We start from the raw sequence: 17,435 nt of genomic DNA, 5'->3' as shown, positions 1-17,435 counted from the left end.
CTCAGTGGCCGAGTTCTTCGTCGAGGATGGCAAAGAGTTCGCTTTCGGTGGCGGCATTGAGGTCGGCGTCGAGGCCCTCGGGGGCGGGGTGGTCGGCGGGGCCCAGGGCGGCGAGCAGGTTGTGCAGGCGGGCCCGCAGCGCCGATTTGTCTCCCGCAGCCCAGTCGGGCTGGCTGAGTAGCGCCTGCAATTCCCGGGTGATGTCGGTGAAGCGGGCCATCAGGTCCGGCCGGTCACTCGCCCCCGTTCCGGCCAGTTGGGTGTCCAGGTGCCCGGCCAGCACCGCCGGCGTCGGGTAGTCGAAGATCAGCGTGGGCGAAAGCGTCAGCCCGGTGGCCGTTTTCAGCCGGTTGCGCAGTTCGACGGCGGTGAGCGAGTCGAAGCCCAGGTCCTGGAATGCGCGGGCGGGGTTGATGTCGGCGGGGTTGGGCAGCCCCAGCACCGTCGCCGCGTTGCCGCAGACCAGGTCGATCAGCTCCCGCTGGCGCGCGTCGGGGGCGAGGCCGTGCAGGCGCGCGGTGAGACCCGTCATCTGGGCGGTGGTATCGGCGTCGTCGATGACGCGCCGGGTGGTGCGGGCGGCCAGCTCGGTCAGCAGCGGGGGCAGCGCGGCGGCGTTGTCGGACAAGGCAACCCGATCCACCCGGGCGGCCATCAGCACCGGGGCGTCGACCAGCATGGCGGCGTCGAACGACTCCAGCGCCTGCTCGGTGGACAGCGGCGCGATGCCGAGCCTGCTCATCCGGGCCTTGTCGCGCTCGCCGAGGTGGGCCGTCATCGCCGAGGCCTGCTCCCACAGACCCCAGGCCAGCGACAGGCCCGGGAGCCCGTGCGATCGCCGGTACGCGACCAGCCCGTCGAGGAAACTGTTGGCCGCCGCGTAATTGGCCTGGCCCGGGGTGCCGACGATGCCGGCCATCGACGAAAACACCACGAACGCGGACAAATCCAGCTCCCGGGTCAGCTCGTGCAGGTGCCAGGCCCCGTCGACCTTGGCCCGCAGGACCGCGTCCACCCGGTCCGGCGTCAGTGACAAGACCAGCCCGTCGTCGAGGATGCCGGCCGCGTGCACCACACCGCGCAGCGGATACTGCGCCGGTATCTGCGCCAGCATCGCCGCGACCGCGTCGCGGTCGGAGACGTCGCACGCCACCACCGACACCCGGGCGCCGGCCTCCTGGAGGCGATCCACCACCTCCGCCACCCCCGCGGCCTCAGCGCCGGCGCGGCTGGCCAGGACCACATGGGCGACGCGATAACGGTCGACGAGGTGATGGGCGAGCGCCGAGCCGGCCATCCCGGTGCCACCGGTGATCACCACGCTGCCGCCGGCCAGCCCGCCACACCCGCTCAGCACCGCGCCGGGCCCGGACGGAATGGTCAGCGCGACCTTGCCGACGTGGCGGGCCTGGCTGACGAACCGATACGCGGCCGAGGCGCATCGCACATCAAAGGTCTTGAGCGGCAACGGCGTCAAGGCGCCATCCCGCAGCAGCCCGACGATCTGCGTCAGCATCGCCGCGGTGCGGTCGGCACCGGCCTCCAACAGGTCGAAGGCGCAATACCGCGCGCCCCGATATCGTTCGGCGATGACGTCCGGATCGCGGACATCGGTCTTGCCCATCTCGATGAACCGCCCACCGGGGGCCAGCAGACGCAGCGACGCGTCGGTGAACTCACCGGCCAGGGAATTGAGCACCACGTCGACCCCGGCCCCGCCGGTGGCCGACGAAAACTTCTCCTCGAAGTCCAGCGTCCGCGAATCGCCGATGTGGTCCTCGTCGAATCCCATCGCGCGCAGGGTGTCCCACTTGCCGCGGCTCGCGGTGGCGAAGACTTCGGCGCCCCAGTGCCGCGCCAGCTGGACCGCGGCCATGCCCACGCCGCCGGTGGCGGCGTGCACCAGCACCCGCTCGCCGGCGCGCAGCCCTGCCAATACCGACAACCCGTAGAGCGCGGTGAGGAACACCACGGGCACCCCCGCAGCCGTGACCAGCGACCAGCCCTCCGGTACCCGCGTGACCAACCGCTGATCCACCACCGCCTCGGAACCGACCACCCTCAGCAGCCCCATCACCGCATCGCCGACCGTCAGCCCCGTCACGCCGGGTCCGACCTCGACGACCACGCCCGCGCCCTCGGCCCCCAACTGGCCACCGCCGGGATACATGCCCAAGGCCACCAACACATCCCGGAAGTTCACCCCGACCGCGGCCACCGCCACCCGGACCTGCCCGGCCTCCAGTTCCACCCGCGGGCACGGGCTGACCACCAGATCCTCCAGCGTGCCCCCGCCGCCGGCGTCGAGGCGCCAGCCCCCCGACGGCAGCCGCAGCACCGCTCCCCGGCGCACCGGCCGCATCCGGGCGGCGTAGGCCACACCCGCGCGGACCGCCAATTGCGGTTCCCCGCAGCCGATCACCGCGCGGGCATCCAGCGATCCGTCGGAGTCGATCAGCACCACCCGCCCCGGATGCTCGGCCTGGGCCGATCGCACCAGCCCCCACACCGCCGCACCGGCCAGGTCCGCGACGTCCTCACCGGCGAGCGCGACCGCCCCGCGGGTCTGCACCGCCAGCATCCCGGACCCCTCGTCGCGCAACCACGATTGCAGCTCGCCCAACGCCTCGGTGGTCGCCGCGTGCACCGACCGCACCACGTCGCCGCCGTGGGCGCCCGGCTCCCACAGCGTCGCGTCGTGATCGATGTCGTTGCCGGTCAACGCTATCGGCGACCACGCCACCTCGAACAACCCCTCGGCGGGCGCGGCCGCGAGCGACAGCTGCTCGGCCGAGACGGGGCGCATCGCCAACGAGCGCACCGACAACACCGGCAGCCCGGCGCCGTCGGCCAATTCCACCGACACCGACCCGGCGCCGGTGGGCGCCAGCCGGACCCGCGCCCGCGATGCGCCCGCCGCGTGCAACGACACCCCTTGCCAGGAGAACGGCAACACGGTCTGGCCCTGCCCCGCGGCGACACCGAGCGCGTGCAGCGCGGCGTCCAACAACACCGGGTGTATGCCGAAGCCACCGTCTTGCGCGCCGGCGTCGTCCGGCAGCGCGACGTCGGCGAAGATCTCCTCGCCCCGACGCCACATCGCCCGCAGGCCGCGGAAGGCCCGGCCATACTCGTAGCCCCGCTCCGCGAGCCGCGCGTACGCGTCGGCCACGTCCACCGGAGTCGCCCCCACCGGCGGCCACATGGACAGATCCCCGGCCGGCGGCACCGCCGCGGGCCGCATCAGGCCCTGGGCGTGCAGCACCCAGTCCGACTGGGCGCCGGCCGAATACACCGACAGCTCGCGCTGCCCCGATTCGGCGGCGGCGCCGACCACCACCTGCACCTGCACGCCGTCCGCCGCCGCCAGCACCAGAGGGGCCGACAACGTCAGTTCCTCGAGTGCCGCACATCCGACCTCGTCGCCGGCGCGGATGGCCAGTTCCACGAATCCCGCACCGGGGAACAGCACCGTGCCGCCCACCGCGTGGTCGGCCAGCCACGGCTGCGCGGCCGTCGACAGCCGGCCCGTCAGGACCACCCCGCCGGAATCGGGCCGCTGCACCACCGCGCCCAGCAGGGCGTGCCGCGCGCCGGCCAGCCCCAGGGTGGCCACGTCGCCCGAACCCGTCGATCCCCCCGGTAGCCAAAATCGCTGCCGCACAAACCCGTACGTCGGCAGGTCCACGCGCCGTCCGCCGAGACCGGCTATGGCGGCCCGCCAGTCCACCGGCACTCCGGCCACGTGGGCCTGGCCGGCCGAGAGCCAAAACCGTTGCAGCGAACCGTCGTCGCGGCCCAGCGACGGGACCACGAACGCGTCGCCGCCGCAATCGGCCACCGTCTCCTCGACGGCGGCGAGCAGCACGGGGTGCGGGCTGCATTCGACGAACACGCCATACCCGGCGCCGCACGCATTGCGCACCGCCCGTTCGAACTGGACCGGTTGCCGGATGCTTCGGTACCAGTAGTCGGCGTCCAGGCCCGCGGTGTCCAGCGGGTCACCCGTCACGGTGGAGAACAGGGCAACCGGGGACGACCGCGGCGCGATGCCGGCCAGCGCCTCGGCCAGCTCCGCTCGGATCGCATCGACGTGCCGGGAGTGGGAGGCGTAGTCGACGTCGATCCTGCGGGCGCGCACGCCGCCCGCCTCGCAGTGCCGCATCAACTCGTCGAGCGCATCCACCTCGCCGGACACCACCACCGCGGAAACACCGTTGACGGCAGCGATATTCAGCCGATCGCCCCACGCGGCGATCAATTCCTCGGCGCGGGCCAGGCCGCAGGCCAGCGACACCATGCCGCCAGCACCCGACAATCCCACCAGCAGCCGGCTCCGCAGCGCCACCACCCTGGCGGCGTCCTCCAGCGAAAGCCCGCCCGCCACGTAGGCCGCCGCGATCTCGCCCTGCGAATGACCGATCACCGCATCGGGGACCACGCCCACCGAGCGCCACAACTCGGCCAGCGACACCATCACCGCCCACAGCGCCGGCTGCACCACGTCCACCCGGTCCAACCCGGGCGCACCCGGCGCCCCGCGGAGGACGTCGACCAACGACCACTCCACGTGTTCGGCGAGCGCCTTCTCGCAGCGCTGCAGGTGTTCGGCGAAAACCGGCGAACTGTCCAGCAATTCGGCTCCCATGCCGAGCCATTGCGAACCCTGCCCGGGAAACACGAACACCGTCTTGCCCACCGGTTGCGCCCGGCCCACCACCGCGCCCGCGCCCGGCGCGCCGGCGGCCACCCGGGCCAGCTCCGCCAGCAGGCGCTCGCGGTCCGCGCCCACCAGCACGGCCCGGTGTTCGAACAGCGACCGCGTCGAGACCAGCGACCACGCCACATCGACCGCCCGCAGATCCGGGGCGTCGTTCACCCGCGCCAGGAGCCGGGACGCCTGGTTGGCCAGGGCGTCGGCCGACCGGGCCGACAGCACCCACGGCGCCGGCGCGTCATCACCCGCGGGCGCGGGGCTTTCGGGCTCCAGCGGCGGCTGCTCCACGATGACGTGGGCGTTGGTGCCGCTGATCCCGAACGACGACACCCCCGCGCGGCGCGGCCGGTCCTGCGCCGGCCACTCCCGCGCCTCGGTCAGCAGCGACACCGCCCCCGCCGACCAATCCACATGCGGCGTGGGCACGTCCACGTGCAGCGTCTTGGGCATCACGCCGTGCCGGATCGCCTGCACCATCTTGATCACGCCGCCGGCGCCCGCGCCTGCCGAGGTGTGGCCCATGTTGGACTTGATCGACCCCAGCCACAGCGGCCGGTCCGCCGGCCGGTCCTGCCCATATGTCGCCAGAACCGCCTGCGCCTCAATCGGATCCCCGAGGGTGGTCCCCGTGCCGTGCCCCTCCACCAGATCCACGTCGGCCGTGCGCAGCCGCGCATCGGCCAGCGCGGCGCGGATCACCCGCTGCTGCGACGGCCCGTTGGGTGTCGCCAGCCCGTTCGAGGCGCCGTCCTGATTGACCGCGGACCCGCGCAGCAGCGCCAGCACCGGATGCCCCAAACGACGTGCGTCGGAAAGCCTTTCCAGCACCAGCACGCCGACGCCTTCGGAGAAACCCGTCCCGTCGGCGGCGCCCGCGTAGGCCTTGCACCGCCCGTCGGAGGCCAGCGCTCGCTGCCGGCTGAACTCGATGAACATCGCCGGCGTCGCCATCACCGTCACACCGCCGGCCAGCGCCAGGTCACATTCGCCGGCGCGCAGCGACCGGGCCGCCAGATGCATGGCCACCAACGACGACGAACAGGCCGTGTCGACCGACACGGCCGGACCCTCCAAACCCAGCGCGTAGGCCACCCGGCCCGAGGCCACGCTCAGCGTCGACCCACGTAGGCCGTAGCGCTCCAGGTGTCCCGGCACCCGCCCCTGGCCGCCGTACGAACCGTGAAAGATTCCCGCGAACACACCCGTCGCCGAGCCCCGCAGGTCGGCGGGGTCAATCCCGGCCCGCTCCAACGCCTCCCAGGACACCTCCAGCAACAAGCGTTGCTGTGGGTCCATCGCCAGCGCCTCGCTGGGTGCGATGCCGAAGAACGCGGCGTCGAAGTCGGCCACGTCGGCCAGGAAGCCGCCGCACCGGGCGTAGGACTTCCCCACCGCGTCGGGGTCGGGATCGAATAGCCCCGATAGGTTCCAGCCGCGGTCCGCGGGGAAATCGGAGACCACGTCGCGGCCCTCAACCACCATCTGCCACAGGGCCTCCGGGGAATCCACACCCCCGGGATACCGGCAACCCATACCGACCACCGCCACGGGTTCGGTTGCCGCGGCGAGGTATTCGCGGGCCTCGCGCTTCAGGCGCTCGTTTTCCTTCAGCGATGCGCGGAGGGCCCTGACGAGATCCTCGGGATTGCTGCTCATAGGATTCGGCCTTCCGCGCTGCGCAACCGGACGGGCACGCATAAGCCTGGAGGATATCGACGTCCTAGCACGCGTCATTCACCTCCGTCACAAAAGATCACGCATTTGGAAAACTTCCCGCCATGTTTCGCCGCTGGATCGCCATCACTTCCTCACGGCAATGTTCTACGAGACGAGGGCGAGTCCACAGGCACACGTCAGAGCCAGCGCAGCAACACGAGTTCAGAACACAAGCCAGGCCCCATCGCGATCATCAGGCCCGGACTTCCGTTCGGCGGCGGTTTGGCGATGGTGTCACGCAGCACGTGCAGCACCGACGCCGACGAGAGGTTGCCAACCTCCCCAAGCGAACGCCAGGTCAGTTCCAGGGCCTCCGGTGACAGGTCGAGGGCCCCATTGATCGCATCGATGACCTTGGGACCACCGGGATGGACAACCCAGGCACCGATGTCGGTCGTGGTCAGACCGTGCGCGGCCAGAAACGTGGCGACGTCCTCGCCGATGTGTTCCCGTATTGCAGTCGCGACTTCCTTCGACAGCACGAGTTCGAACCCTGCGCCGCCCACGTCATAGCCCATACTGTGCAGCGAGTCAGCGTAGAGATGGCTGCGCGAATCGCGGATGCTGGGTCCACCGGCAGCAACCTGCTCGGCGCGACGCTCGCCGACGGCCACGACAGCGCCCGCCCCGTCAGCAAACAGTGCACTGCCGACCATCCCGGCCAGCGATGGCTTGTATCCCGGGTAGGTGAGTGAGCAAAGCTCGACCGAGATCAGGCCCGCGACGCCGTCTGGCGTACCGCGCAAGTAGTCGTGCAGCCGCGCTACCCCGGCCGCCCCGGCCACGCAGCCCAGGCCGAACAGCGGCACCCGCCGCACATCGTCGCGCAGCCCTAATCGCCCGGCGATCCGGGCGTCCAGCGACGGGGTGGCTAGGCCGGTCACCGTCGTTGTGATCAGCAGGTCGAGGTCCTGTGGTTGCAGGCCGGCCTCGTCAAGCGCGCCCGACAAGGCCTCGCAGCCGAGATCCACGGCGTTTTCGATGTAAATCCGGTTCGCCTCGCCGAAGTCGGTCAGCGTGGGATACCTCTCCAGCGGCAGGATGAGATGGCGATTGTTGACCTTAGCGCTGGCATGCAGCTGCCGCACGATGTCTTCGTAGCCCTCGAACTCGGGAATGCTGACAAAAAGGTCGGTTATCTCTCGCTGGGAATAACAATACGACGGCAACGCGCCGAATACACCTGCGATTACGCTCATTAATCCCACCCCCAGAATTACGAACTAATAGGCCGAACGGTTCACCCCACCGATCAGAGCTACAAGCCTAGTCTGGTTGGAACTCGACTTCCTGAAGCTTTCCCAAGAAAGCGGACCCAGCAAAAGACGGCGACCACGCTCACTGCCAGCGCAACAATACGAGTTCGGAACAGAATCCCGGACCCATCGCGATCATCAAGCCGGGGCTGCCGCTGGGTGGCGGCTTGGCCCGGGTGTCCCGCAACACGTGCAGCACGGACGCCGACGAGAGATTGCCGATCTCACCCAGCGAACGCCACGTCAGTTCCAGCGCATCCGGCGGCAGGCTCAGGCTCGCGTTGATCGCGTCGATGATCTTCGGACCGCCGGGATGGCTCACCCAGGCCCCGATGTCGGTCGTCGTCAGCCCGTGCGCACCGAGGAACCCCGTGACGTCCCGCTCGATGTGCTCCTCGACCACTTGCGCCAGGTCCTTGGCCAGCACGAGCTCGAACCCGGCGGCGCCGACGTCGTAGCCCATGGTCCGCAGCGAATCGGGATACAGCGTGCTGCGCGAGTCGAGGATGGCAGGCCCGCCGGCGCCCACCCGTTCGGCACGACGGTCGCCGACGGCGACCACGGCACCGGCCCCGTCGGCGAACAGCGCGCTGCCGACCAGTCCCGGCAGCGACGGCTTGTAGCCCGGATAGGTGAGCGAGCAGAGCTCGACCGAGATCAGGGCCGCGGCGCCGTCGGGCGCCCCCCGCAGGTAGTCGTTGAGCCGGGCCACGCCGGCGGCGCCGGCCACACAGCCCAGACCGAACAGCGGCACCCGGCGCACGTCCTCGCGCAGTCCCAGTCGCCCGGCGATCCGGGCGTCCAGGGAGGGCACGGCGAGGCCGGTGACCGTCGTGGTGATCAGCACGTCCAGGTCCTGCGGCCGCAGGCCGGCCTCGTCGAGCGCGCCCGAAAGGGCCTCGCAGCCCAGGTTGACCGCGTTTTCGATGAAGATCCGGTTGGCCAGGCCGAAGTCGGTCAGGGAGGGATACCGCTCCAGCGGCAACACCAGGTGCCGGCTGTTGACCTTTGAGCTGGCGTGCAACTGCCGGACGATGTCCTCGTAGCCCTCGAACTCCGGGATGCTGACGAAGAAGTCGGTGAGCTCGCGCTGGGAGTAGCGATACGGCGGCAAGGCGCCGAATACGCCCGCGACGACGCTCATTGCTGCCACCCCTTGACGACGAAGATCAGGGCCGAAATTTTCACCCGGATCACTTTCTGCGGGCAGTTTAGTCGGCCTGCCACCGCCCGGCACAGAAACCAAAGTCCCCTCATTCCCTGCCGCCGAGCCGCGCGTTGAGCTCCTCGGACTCGGCCAGGACGGCTTCGAGCTGCTCGGCGACCCGGACCGGCGCGGTCCCGCCCCGCCGGTCGCGCGACGCCACCGAGCCCTCGATCGTCAACACCTCACGGACCTGCGGAGTCAGCTCGGGGCTGATCGCGGCCAGTTCGTCGTCGGTCAGCTCGTCGAGCCCGACGGAGCGGCCCTCGGCCGCCCGCACGGCGGCCCCGGCGGCCTCGTGCGCGGCCCGGAACGGCACTCCCCGGCGCACCAGCCATTCGGCGATGTCGGTGGCCAGCGTGTAGCCGGCCGGGGCCAGGGCCGCCATCCGCTCGACGTCGAACGTCAGGCTGGCCACCAGGCCGGCCATCGCCGGCAGCACCAGCTCCAGCTGGGCCACCGAGTCGAACACCGGCTCCTTGTCCTCCTGCAGGTCGCGGTTGTAGGCCAGCGGCTGGGCCTTCAGGGTCGCCAGCAGCCCGGCCAGGTTGCCGATCAGCCGCCCGGACTTGCCGCGGGCCAGCTCGGCGATGTCCGGGTTCTTCTTCTGCGGCATGATCGAGCTGCCGGTGGACCACGAATCGTGCAACCTGACGTAGCCGAACTCCGTCGAACTCCACAGGATGATGTCCTCGGCCAGCCGCGACAGGTCCACGGCGATCATCGCGAAGATGAAGGCGGCCTCGGCGGCGAAATCCCGGGCGGCGGTCGCGTCGATGGAGTTGTCGGCGGCCTCCGCGAAACCCAGCTTGGCGGCGATGGCGTCCGGGTCCAGCCCCAGCGACGAGCCGGCCAGCGCCCCCGAGCCGTACGGGGACACCGCGGCGCGCCGGTCGAAGTCCACGATGCGGTCGACGTCGCGCAGCAGCGGGTGCGCGTGCGCGAGCAGGTGGTGGGCCAGCAGGACCGGCTGCGCGGACTGCAGGTGCGTCTTGCCCGGCATGATCGCCGTCGGGTGCTCGGCGGCCTGGCCGGCCAGCGCGGCCACCACCTCCAGCGCCCCGTCGGCCACCCGGCGCACCGCGTCGCGCAGCCACATCCGGAACAGGGTGGCCACCTGGTCGTTGCGCGATCGCCCGGCCCGCAGCCGGCCGCCCAGGTCGGGGCCGACCCGGTCGATCAGCCCGCGCTCCAGCGCGGCATGCACGTCCTCGTCGGTCACCAGCGGGCTGAAGCTGCCGTCGGCCACGTCCTCGGCGAGGCTGTCCAGGCCGGCCAGCAGCCCGTCGCGCTGCTCCTCATCGAGCAGTCCGGCGTGAAACAGGATCACGGTGTGGGCCCGCGAGGCGACGATGTCGTAGGGGGCCAGGACCCAGTCGAAGTGGGTGGACTTGCTCAACGCGGCCAGCGCGTCCGACGGGCCGTCGGCGAACCGCCCACCCCACAGCGAGCCCTCGCGCGTGCTCACGCTTCGTCGGCAGCCAGGTCCCGGCGGGACGCGATCTTGGAAGACAGCCCGTGCACGTAGACGAAGCCCTTGGCGGCCGACTGGTCGAAGCTGTCGCCCTCGTCGTAGGTGGCCAGGTTGAAGTCGTAGAGCGACTGCGCGCTGCGCCTGCCGTTGACGGCGATGTGGCCGCCGTGCAACACCATTCGGATCTCGCCGGTGACGTGCTCCTGGGTCTTCGCGACGAAGGCTTCCAGCGCGGTTTTCAGCGGCGAGTACCAGAGGCCGTCGTAAACCAGCTCGGCCCAGCGCTGGTCGGTGTGGCGCTTGAAGCGGCCCAGTTCGCGCTCCAGCGTGACGTGCTCGAGCTCGGTGTGGGCGGTGATCAGCACCATCGCCCCGGGCGCCTCGTAGATCTCGCGGCTCTTGATGCCCACCAGCCGGTCCTCGACCACGTCCAGGCGCCCCACCCCCTGGCAGCCGGCGCGGCGGTTGAGTTCCTCGATGGCAGCCAGCACGGACACCGGTTTGCCGTCGATGGACACCGGAACGCCGCGCTCGAACCCGACGATCACCTCGTCGGGCGTGTTCCAGTTGATGGTCGGGTCTTCGGTGTAGGAGTAAATGTCCTTTGTGGGCGCGTTCCAAAGGTGTTCCAGGAAACCGGTTTCCACCGCACGACCCCATACGTTCTGGTCGATGGAGAACGGCGAACGTTTGGTGACGTTGATCGGGATGGCGTTCTCTTCGGCGAACGCGATCGCCTTCTCCCGCGTCCACGCGTAGTCGCGGACCGGCGCCAGCACCTCCAAATCCGGTGCCAGCGAAGCGAATCCGACCTCGAACCGGACCTGGTCGTTACCCTTGCCGGTGCAGCCGTGCGCGACGATGCTGCCGCCGTGCTCGCGGGCGGCAGCCACCAGGTGCTTGGCGATCAGCGGCCGGCTGATGGCCGACACCAGCGGGTAGCGGTCCATGTAAAGCGCGTTGTTCATGATGGTGGGCAGGCAGAATCCCTCGGCGAACTCGTCGCGGGCGTCGACGACGACGGCCTCCACCGCGCCGCAGTCCAGGGCCCGCTGGCGGACGACCTCCATGTCCTCGCCGCCTTGGCCGAGGTCAATCGCCACCGCGACCACCTCGCGGCCGGTCTCCTTGCCGATCCAGCTGATCGCGACGGAGGTGTCCAGACCGCCGGAATACGCCAGAATGACGCGATCTGACATGAACCAATCTCCTTTTTTAGGTGAGCTCTTCTAGGGTGCGGGCCAGCTCGGCGCCGGTCATCGGCTCTCGGGCGGCCACGAAGACCGTGTCGTCGCCGGCGATGGTGCCGACGACGTACGGTAACGCCGCGCGGTCGATCGCGCTGGCCAAGTAGTTGGCGCCGCCGGGCGGGGTGCGCAGCACCGCGAGATTGGCGCTCGCGTCGGCGGAGACCAGGAGTTCGCTCAGCAGCCGGGACAGCCGCGCGGTGCCGCCGGAGACGCCGCGCACGGGGCTGCCGTCCTCGGGAACGATGTAGACGCCCACGCCGCCGTCGGCGCCGCGCAGCTTCACCGCGCCCAGCTCCTCGAGGTCGCGCGACAGCGTGGCCTGGGTGACCTCGATGCCCTCGTCGGCCAGCCGGGCCGCCAGTTCGCTCTGGCTGCTGATCGACGCCGACGACAGGATCGCCACGATGCGGTCCTGCCGGCCCGCCCGGGTGGTCTCGGGGGTGGTCTTGCTACGGGTCATGAGCGCCGCTCCAGCAGCCACACCAGCAGCGCCTTCTGGGCGTGCAGCCGGTTCTCGGCCTCGTCCCACACCACGCTGGCCGGCCCGTCCATCACCTCGTCGGTGATCTCGTCGCCGCGGTGGGCCGGAAGGCAGTGCAGCACAATGGCTTCCGGATCGGCCAGGCCCAGCAGTCGCTGGTTGACCTGGAACGGCCGGAACGGGGTGAGGCGGTCCAGGCCGTCGCCCTCCTGCCCCATCGACGTCCACGTGTCGGTCACCAGGACGTCGGCACCGGCCGCGGCCGCGTCGGCGTCCGTGGTGAGGGTGACCGAGCCGCCGGTGGTTTCGGCGCGCTCACGCGCCGCCGCCGTGAAGGCGGGGGCGGGGGCGAAGCCGTCCGGCGCGGCGATGGTGACGTGGATGCCGGCGGTCACGCCGCCGATCAGGAGGGAGTGGGCCATGTTGTTGGCGCCGTCGCCGAAGTAGGACATCCGCAGTCCGGCAAGCGATCCCTTGCGTTCGGCGATGGTCTGTAGGTCGGCGAGCACCTGGCAGGGGTGGAACTCGTCGGAGAGCGCGTTGACCAGCGGCACGGTGGCCGCCTCGGCCATGGCCTCGAGCCGGTCCTGCTCGAACGTCCGCCACACGATGGCCTCGACGTAGCGGGACAGCACCCGCGCGGTGTCCTGCAGCGTCTCGTCGCGGCCCAGCTGCGTGCTGCGGGCGTCGACGACGACGGCGTGCCCGCCGAGCTGGGCGATGCCCACCTCGAAGGAGAACCGGGTGCGGGTGGAGTTCTTGTCGAAGAGCACCGCGACACCGCGGGGCCCCTCCAGCGGCCGGCAGCTGAACGGGTCCTTCTTCAGGTCGGCGGCCAGCTGCAGCACCTCGGCCTGCTCCTGGGGCGACAGGTCGTCGTCGCGCAGAAAGTGCCTGATCATCCAGCGACCCTGTCCAGGATGCCCGGCAGCGCGGCGACGAAGCTATCGAGCTGGGCTTCGGTGACGATCAGCGGCGGTGCCAGCCGGATGACGTCGGGTGCGGCGGCGTTGACCAGGAAACCGGCTTCCCGCGCGGCGTTTTCGGTCTCCTTGGCGCGTGGCGCGGTCAGCACCATGCCTTGCAGCAGGCCACGTCCACGCACGTGGTCGATCAGCGGGTGGTTCAGGGATTCGATGCCGTGGCGCACCGACTTGCCCAGCACATCGGCGTGCCGGACCAGGTCCTCGTCGGCGATCACCCGCAGCACCGCCCGCGCCGCCGCCGCACAGATCGGGTTGCCGCCGAACGTGCTGCCGTGCAGGCCGGGCGCCATCAGGTCCGCGGCCCGCCCGACGGCCAGGCACGCGCCGATGGGCAGCCCGCCACCCAGCCCCTTGGCCATGGTCACGACGTCCGGGGTGATGCCGTCGTGCTGATGGGCGAAAAACGCTCCGGTGCGGCCCATCCCGGTCTGCACCTCGTCGAGCACCAGCAGCGCGCCGTGCCGCGCGGTGATCTCGCGCGCGAAGATCAGATAGCCCTCGGGCGGGACGACGACGCCGCCCTCCCCCATGATCGGTTCGAGGAACACCGCGGCGGTGGCGTCGTCGACCGCGGCCGCCAGCGCCTCCGCGTCGCCGTAGGGCACATGCGTGACGTAACCGGGCAGCGGCTCGAACGGCGCCCGCTTGCTCGGCTGGCCGGTCAGCGCCAGCGAGCCCATGGTGCGGCCGTGGAAACCGCCCTGCGCGGCAACGAGTTTGGTGCGTTCGGTCAGCCGCGAGAGCTTGAACGCCACCTCGTTGGCCTCGGTCCCCGAGTTGCAGAAGAACACCCGCGTCGGCGCGCCGGTCTTGTCGGAGCCCAGCAGGGCCGCCAGCTCCTCGGCCAGCGCGATGCCCGGTTCGCTCGCATACAGGTTGGAGGTGTGGCCCAGCGTCGTCATCTGCCGCGTGACGGCCTCGATGACCGCGGGGTGGCGGTGGCCGAGGACGTTGACCGCGATGCCGCCGAGCAGATCCAGGTACGTGTTGCCGTCCACGTCGGTGACCACGACGCCGTCACCGCTGGCCAGCGCAAGAGGCGGGGTGCCATAGTTGTTCATCATCACGGCTTCCCAGCGCTGCTTGATCGCTTCGGACTCACTCATTGGCGCCGCTCCTCCTCATCGCTGCGTCCCCCGCAAGCGGGCGGTACCCCCACTGCATCGTCGTCGGCGCACTCATGCGCTCACCACCTTGGTGCCGGTGCCCGCATCGGTGAAAAGCTCGACCAGCACGCAGTGTTCGACCCTGCCGTCGATGACGTGCGCGCTGGGCACACCCGCTGTCACGGCCCGCAGGCACGCTTCGACCTTGGGGATCATGCCCGCCTCCAGCCTGGGTAGCAGTTGCGCGAGTGTGGCCGTGTCGATTTCGCTGACCAGCGATTCGCGGTCCGGCCAGCTGGTGTAGAGACCCTCGACATCGGTGAGCATCAACAGCTTTTCAGCCCGCAGGGCCTCGGCGAGCGCCGCCGCGGCGGTGTCGGCGTTGATGTTGTGCACCACGCCCCCGGCGTCCGGGGCGAGCGTAGACACCACCGGAATGCGGCCCGCCGCAATCAGATCCAGCACGGCGGCGGTGTTGACCCGCTCGACGTCCCCGACCAGGCCGATGTCGGTCGCCACGCCGTCCACGGTGACGCTGCGCCGCACGGCGGTGAACAGTTGCGCGTCCTCGCCGGTGATGCCGACGGCGTAGGGGCCGTGCGCGTTGATCAGGTTGACCAGTTCGCGGCCCACCTGGCCGAACAGCACCATCCGCGCCACGTCGAGCACTTCGGGTGTGGTGACCCGGAAGCCGCCCTTGAAGTCGCCCGCGATGCCGAGGCGCCGCAGCATGGCGGTGATCTGCGGCCCGCCGCCGTGCACGACGACGGGGTGGACACCGCAGTTGCGCAGGAAGGCCATGTCGGCGGCGAAGGCGTGCCGCAGCGTGTCGTCGGTCATGGCGTTGCCGCCGTACTTGATGACGACGATCTTGCCGTACAGCTGCTTGAGCCAGGGCAGCGCTTCGGCCAGCACCTGCGCTTTGACCCCGGTCGGCAGTTCTCGCGTGTTGATGCTCATGAGCTGTATGCCGAGTTCTCTTCGACGTAGGCGTGCGACAGGTCGGTGGTGCGCACGGCCGCGGAGCCGCCACCCACGCCGAGGTCGACGGTGATGTCGATGTCCGCGCCGGACAGGTCCACCTCGCGCGCGCCCGGCGCCCCGACCCCGTCGACACACACGGCAAAGCCGTTGAACGACACCTTGATCCGATCCGGATCGAGCGTGACCGGCGCCATCCCGACGGCGGCCAGTACGCGGCCCCAGTTGGGGTCGGACCCGAACACCGCGGTCTTGACCAGGCTGTCGCGGGCGATCACCCGCGCCGCGGTCAGCGCGTCGTCGTCGGAGGCGGCCCCGGTGACGGTGACGGTGACGCGCTTGGTGACGCCTTCGGCGTCGGCCTGCAGCTGCGCGCACAGGTCGTCGCACACCCGCAGCACGGCGTCGTCGAGATCGGCCTGTGCGGGGGCGATCCCGCTGGCCCCGGAGGCGAGCAGTAGCACCGTGTCGTTGGTCGAACAGCTGCCGTCGATGTCGAGCCGGTCGAAGGTGCGCGCGGTGGCGCGGCGCAGCGCGCGGTCGAGCGCGGCCGGTTCGGCGGCCGCGTCGGTGGTGAGCACACAGAGCATGGTGGCCAGCGACGGCGCCAGCATGCCCGCGCCCTTGGCCATCCCGCCGACCGTCCAGTTGCCCGGGTGGTGCAGCGCAACCTGTTTCGGCACCGTGTCGGTCGTCATGATCGCGCGGGCTGCCTCGTCACCGCCGCTGAGCCCACCGGCCATGTCCTGCACGATGGTCCGCACCCCGGCGAGCACCTTGTCCATCGGCAACCGGTCGCCGATCAGCCCCGTGGAGCAGACCGCAACCTCGACGGCGCCGGTCTCGGTCCCCCAGTCGGACAACGCGGCCGCGACCGCCTCGGCGGTGGCGTGGGCGTCCTGGAAGCCGCCCGGCCCGGTGCAGGCGTTGGCACCGCCGGAGTTGAGGATCACCGCGCGCAGCGCCCCGGTGGTCAGCACCTGCTGGGTCCACAGCACCGGCGCGGCCTTGACCTTGTTGCGGGTGAACACGCCGGCCGCCGCGTAGTCGGGTCCCTCGCTGAAAACCAGGGCCAGGTCGCGGTTGCCCGACGCCTTGATGCCGGAGGCGATGCCGGCGGCCCGGAACCCCGCCGGCGCGGTGACGCCCTGTTCGCGCACCAGGCGAGCCTCGGTGGTGCGGGTCACGGCGCGACCCCGACCACCGAAAGGCCTTGTGCCTCCGGCCAACCCAGCGCTAGGTTCATCGACTGCACCGCCGCGCCGCCGGTGCCCTTGACCAGGTTGTCGATGGCGGCGATGGCCACGAAGGTCTCCGCGGCCTCGTCCACCGCGACGGCCAGGTGCGCCGCGTTGCTGCCGATCACCGATCCGGTGCGGGGCAGCTGACCCTCGGGCAGCAGGTGGATGAAAGGTTCGGCGTCGTAAGCCTTTTCGTAGGCGGCCCGTAGCTGCGACAGCGGCGTACGGGTGCGCGCGGTGCAGGTGGCCAGGATGCCGCGCGAGGTCGGGATGAGCACCGGGGTGAACGACACCGTGACGTCGCGGTCGGTGACGGCCCGCAGGCCCTGGGCGATTTCGGGGGTGTGCCGGTGGGCGCCCGCGATGTTGTAGGCCCGCGCGGATCCGATGACCTCGGAGCCGAGCAGATCGGTCTTGGCGGCGCGGCCGGCCCCGGAGGCGCCGCTGACGGCGACCACCGTGACGGCGGGCTCGATCAGGTCCCCGGCCACCGCGGGCAGCAACGCCAGTAGCGCCGCGGTCGGGTAGCAACCCGGGACGGCGATGCGGCGCGCCCCGCGCAACCGCTCGCGCGCGCCGGGCAGTTCGGGCAGCCCGTAGGGCCAGCTGCCGGCGTGCGGGGAGCCGTAGAACCGTTCCCAGGCGCCGGCGTCGGTGAGCCGGAAGTCGGCGCCGCAGTCGATGATCAAGGTGTCGGGACCGAGTTGTTCGGCCAGCGCCGCCGAATGCCCGTGCGGCAGGGCCAGGAATACCACGTCGTGGCCGGCCAGCACGGCGAGTTCGGTGGGCTCGACCACCCGCTGGGCCAGCGGGGTCAGGTGCGGATGGTGCTCGCCGAGGGTGCTGCCGGCGCTCGTCGCGGCGGTCAGCGAACCGATGGCGAGGCGCCCGTCGGCGTAGGCCGGATGCCCGAGCAACAGCCGCAGGATTTCCCCGCCCGCATAGCCGCTGGCCCCGGCGATCGCCACCCTCAATACGTCGGCCACCCCGCCGATTCTGCATGGTTATGCATTGCTTTGCAAA

10 protein-coding genes and 2 pseudogenes are annotated in these 17,435 nt (G+C 70.8%); all 12 read right to left on the bottom strand.

What is annotated here, in order from left to right:
- Nucleotide 1 precedes the first annotated feature (1 nt).
- The 12 genes and pseudogenes from A5758_RS11885 to argC all read right to left on the bottom strand — a co-directional run bounded on the left by A5758_RS11885 (nt 2) and on the right by argC (nt 17,414).
- Entirely contained in the window at nt 2-6,373 is a 6,372-nt protein-coding gene (locus A5758_RS11885) for a type I polyketide synthase (protein WP_067740062.1), read from the bottom strand.
- Between the two features lie 197 nt (nt 6,374-6,570).
- Nucleotides 6,571-7,632 (bottom strand): type III polyketide synthase, encoded by a 1,062-nt coding sequence (locus A5758_RS11880; protein ID WP_067740060.1) that lies wholly within the window; start codon nt 7,630-7,632, stop codon nt 6,571-6,573.
- Between the two features lie 139 nt (nt 7,633-7,771).
- Entirely contained in the window at nt 7,772-8,833 is a 1,062-nt protein-coding gene (locus tag A5758_RS11875; RefSeq protein WP_067740058.1) for a type III polyketide synthase, read from the bottom strand.
- A 109-nt stretch (nt 8,834-8,942) separates the two neighbouring features.
- Nucleotides 8,943-10,361, bottom strand: a complete 1,419-nt coding sequence (gene argH, locus A5758_RS11870; RefSeq protein ID WP_067740056.1) for an argininosuccinate lyase — start codon at nt 10,359-10,361, stop codon at nt 8,943-8,945.
- Nucleotides 10,358-11,566: an argininosuccinate synthase gene (locus tag A5758_RS11865; protein ID WP_067210198.1), complete on the bottom strand. Its 1,209-nt coding sequence runs from the start codon at nt 11,564-11,566 to the stop codon at nt 10,358-10,360. The genes argH and A5758_RS11865 overlap by 4 nt, the downstream gene beginning before the upstream one ends.
- 16 nt (nt 11,567-11,582) lie before the next feature.
- Nucleotides 11,583-12,077 (bottom strand): arginine repressor, encoded by a 495-nt coding sequence (locus A5758_RS11860; protein ID WP_066953103.1) that lies wholly within the window; start codon nt 12,075-12,077, stop codon nt 11,583-11,585.
- Nucleotides 12,074-13,000, bottom strand: coding sequence for an ornithine carbamoyltransferase (gene argF / locus A5758_RS11855; RefSeq protein WP_067740054.1), 927 nt, complete (start codon nt 12,998-13,000; stop codon nt 12,074-12,076). Before argF ends, A5758_RS11860 begins: the two co-directional genes overlap by 4 nt.
- Entirely contained in the window at nt 12,997-14,190 is a 1,194-nt protein-coding gene (locus tag A5758_RS11850; RefSeq protein WP_067740052.1) for an acetylornithine transaminase, read from the bottom strand. The genes argF and A5758_RS11850 overlap by 4 nt, the downstream gene beginning before the upstream one ends.
- A pseudogene (locus A5758_RS25765) lies at nt 14,187-14,258 on the bottom strand (16S rRNA (guanine(966)-N(2))-methyltransferase RsmD); the annotation flags it as partial. The pseudogene A5758_RS25765 and the gene A5758_RS11850, both read right to left, overlap by 4 nt.
- A 4-nt stretch (nt 14,259-14,262) precedes the next feature.
- Nucleotides 14,263-15,150: an acetylglutamate kinase gene (argB, locus tag A5758_RS11845; protein WP_067740050.1), complete on the bottom strand. Its 888-nt coding sequence runs from the start codon at nt 15,148-15,150 to the stop codon at nt 14,263-14,265.
- Complete coding sequence (gene argJ, locus A5758_RS11840; protein WP_067740048.1) at nt 15,147-16,358, bottom strand: bifunctional glutamate N-acetyltransferase/amino-acid acetyltransferase ArgJ; 1,212 nt, start codon at nt 16,356-16,358, stop codon at nt 15,147-15,149. Before argJ ends, argB begins: the two co-directional genes overlap by 4 nt.
- Nucleotides 16,355-17,414, bottom strand: a pseudogene (gene argC / locus A5758_RS11835) (N-acetyl-gamma-glutamyl-phosphate reductase). Before argC ends, argJ begins: the two are co-directional and overlap by 4 nt.
- Nucleotides 17,415-17,435 lie beyond the last annotated feature (21 nt).

The organism is Mycobacterium sp. 852014-50255_SCH5639931 (assembly GCF_001665605.1).
GTDB classification, from domain to species: Bacteria; Actinomycetota; Actinomycetes; order Mycobacteriales; family Mycobacteriaceae; genus Mycobacterium; species Mycobacterium paraffinicum.
Note: the sequence above shows the minus strand (reverse complement) of the source record. Positions and strands in the feature narration are given on the sequence as shown.

What these genes read in the sequence shown, in the direction of transcription:
- A5758_RS11875 (WP_067740058.1), bottom strand. Translation starts at nt 8,833, where the DNA reads ATGAGCGTCGTCGCGGGCGTATTCGGCGCCTTGCCGCCGTATCGCTAC.
- A5758_RS11865 (WP_067210198.1), bottom strand. Translation starts at nt 11,566, where the DNA reads ATGTCAGATCGCGTCATTCTGGCGTATTCCGGCGGTCTGGACACCTCC.
- A5758_RS11880 (WP_067740060.1), bottom strand. Translation starts at nt 7,632, where the DNA reads ATGAGCGTAATCGCAGGTGTATTCGGCGCGTTGCCGTCGTATTGTTAT.
- A5758_RS11860 (WP_066953103.1), bottom strand. Translation starts at nt 12,077, where the DNA reads ATGACCCGTAGCAAGACCACCCCCGAGACCACCCGGGCGGGCCGGCAG.
- argB (WP_067740050.1), bottom strand. Translation starts at nt 15,150, where the DNA reads ATGAGCATCAACACGCGAGAACTGCCGACCGGGGTCAAAGCGCAGGTG.
- A5758_RS11850 (WP_067740052.1), bottom strand. Translation starts at nt 14,190, where the DNA reads ATGAGTGAGTCCGAAGCGATCAAGCAGCGCTGGGAAGCCGTGATGATG.
- A5758_RS11885 (WP_067740062.1), bottom strand. Translation starts at nt 6,373, where the DNA reads ATGAGCAGCAATCCCGAGGATCTCGTCAGGGCCCTCCGCGCATCGCTG.
- argF (WP_067740054.1), bottom strand. Translation starts at nt 13,000, where the DNA reads ATGATCAGGCACTTTCTGCGCGACGACGACCTGTCGCCCCAGGAGCAG.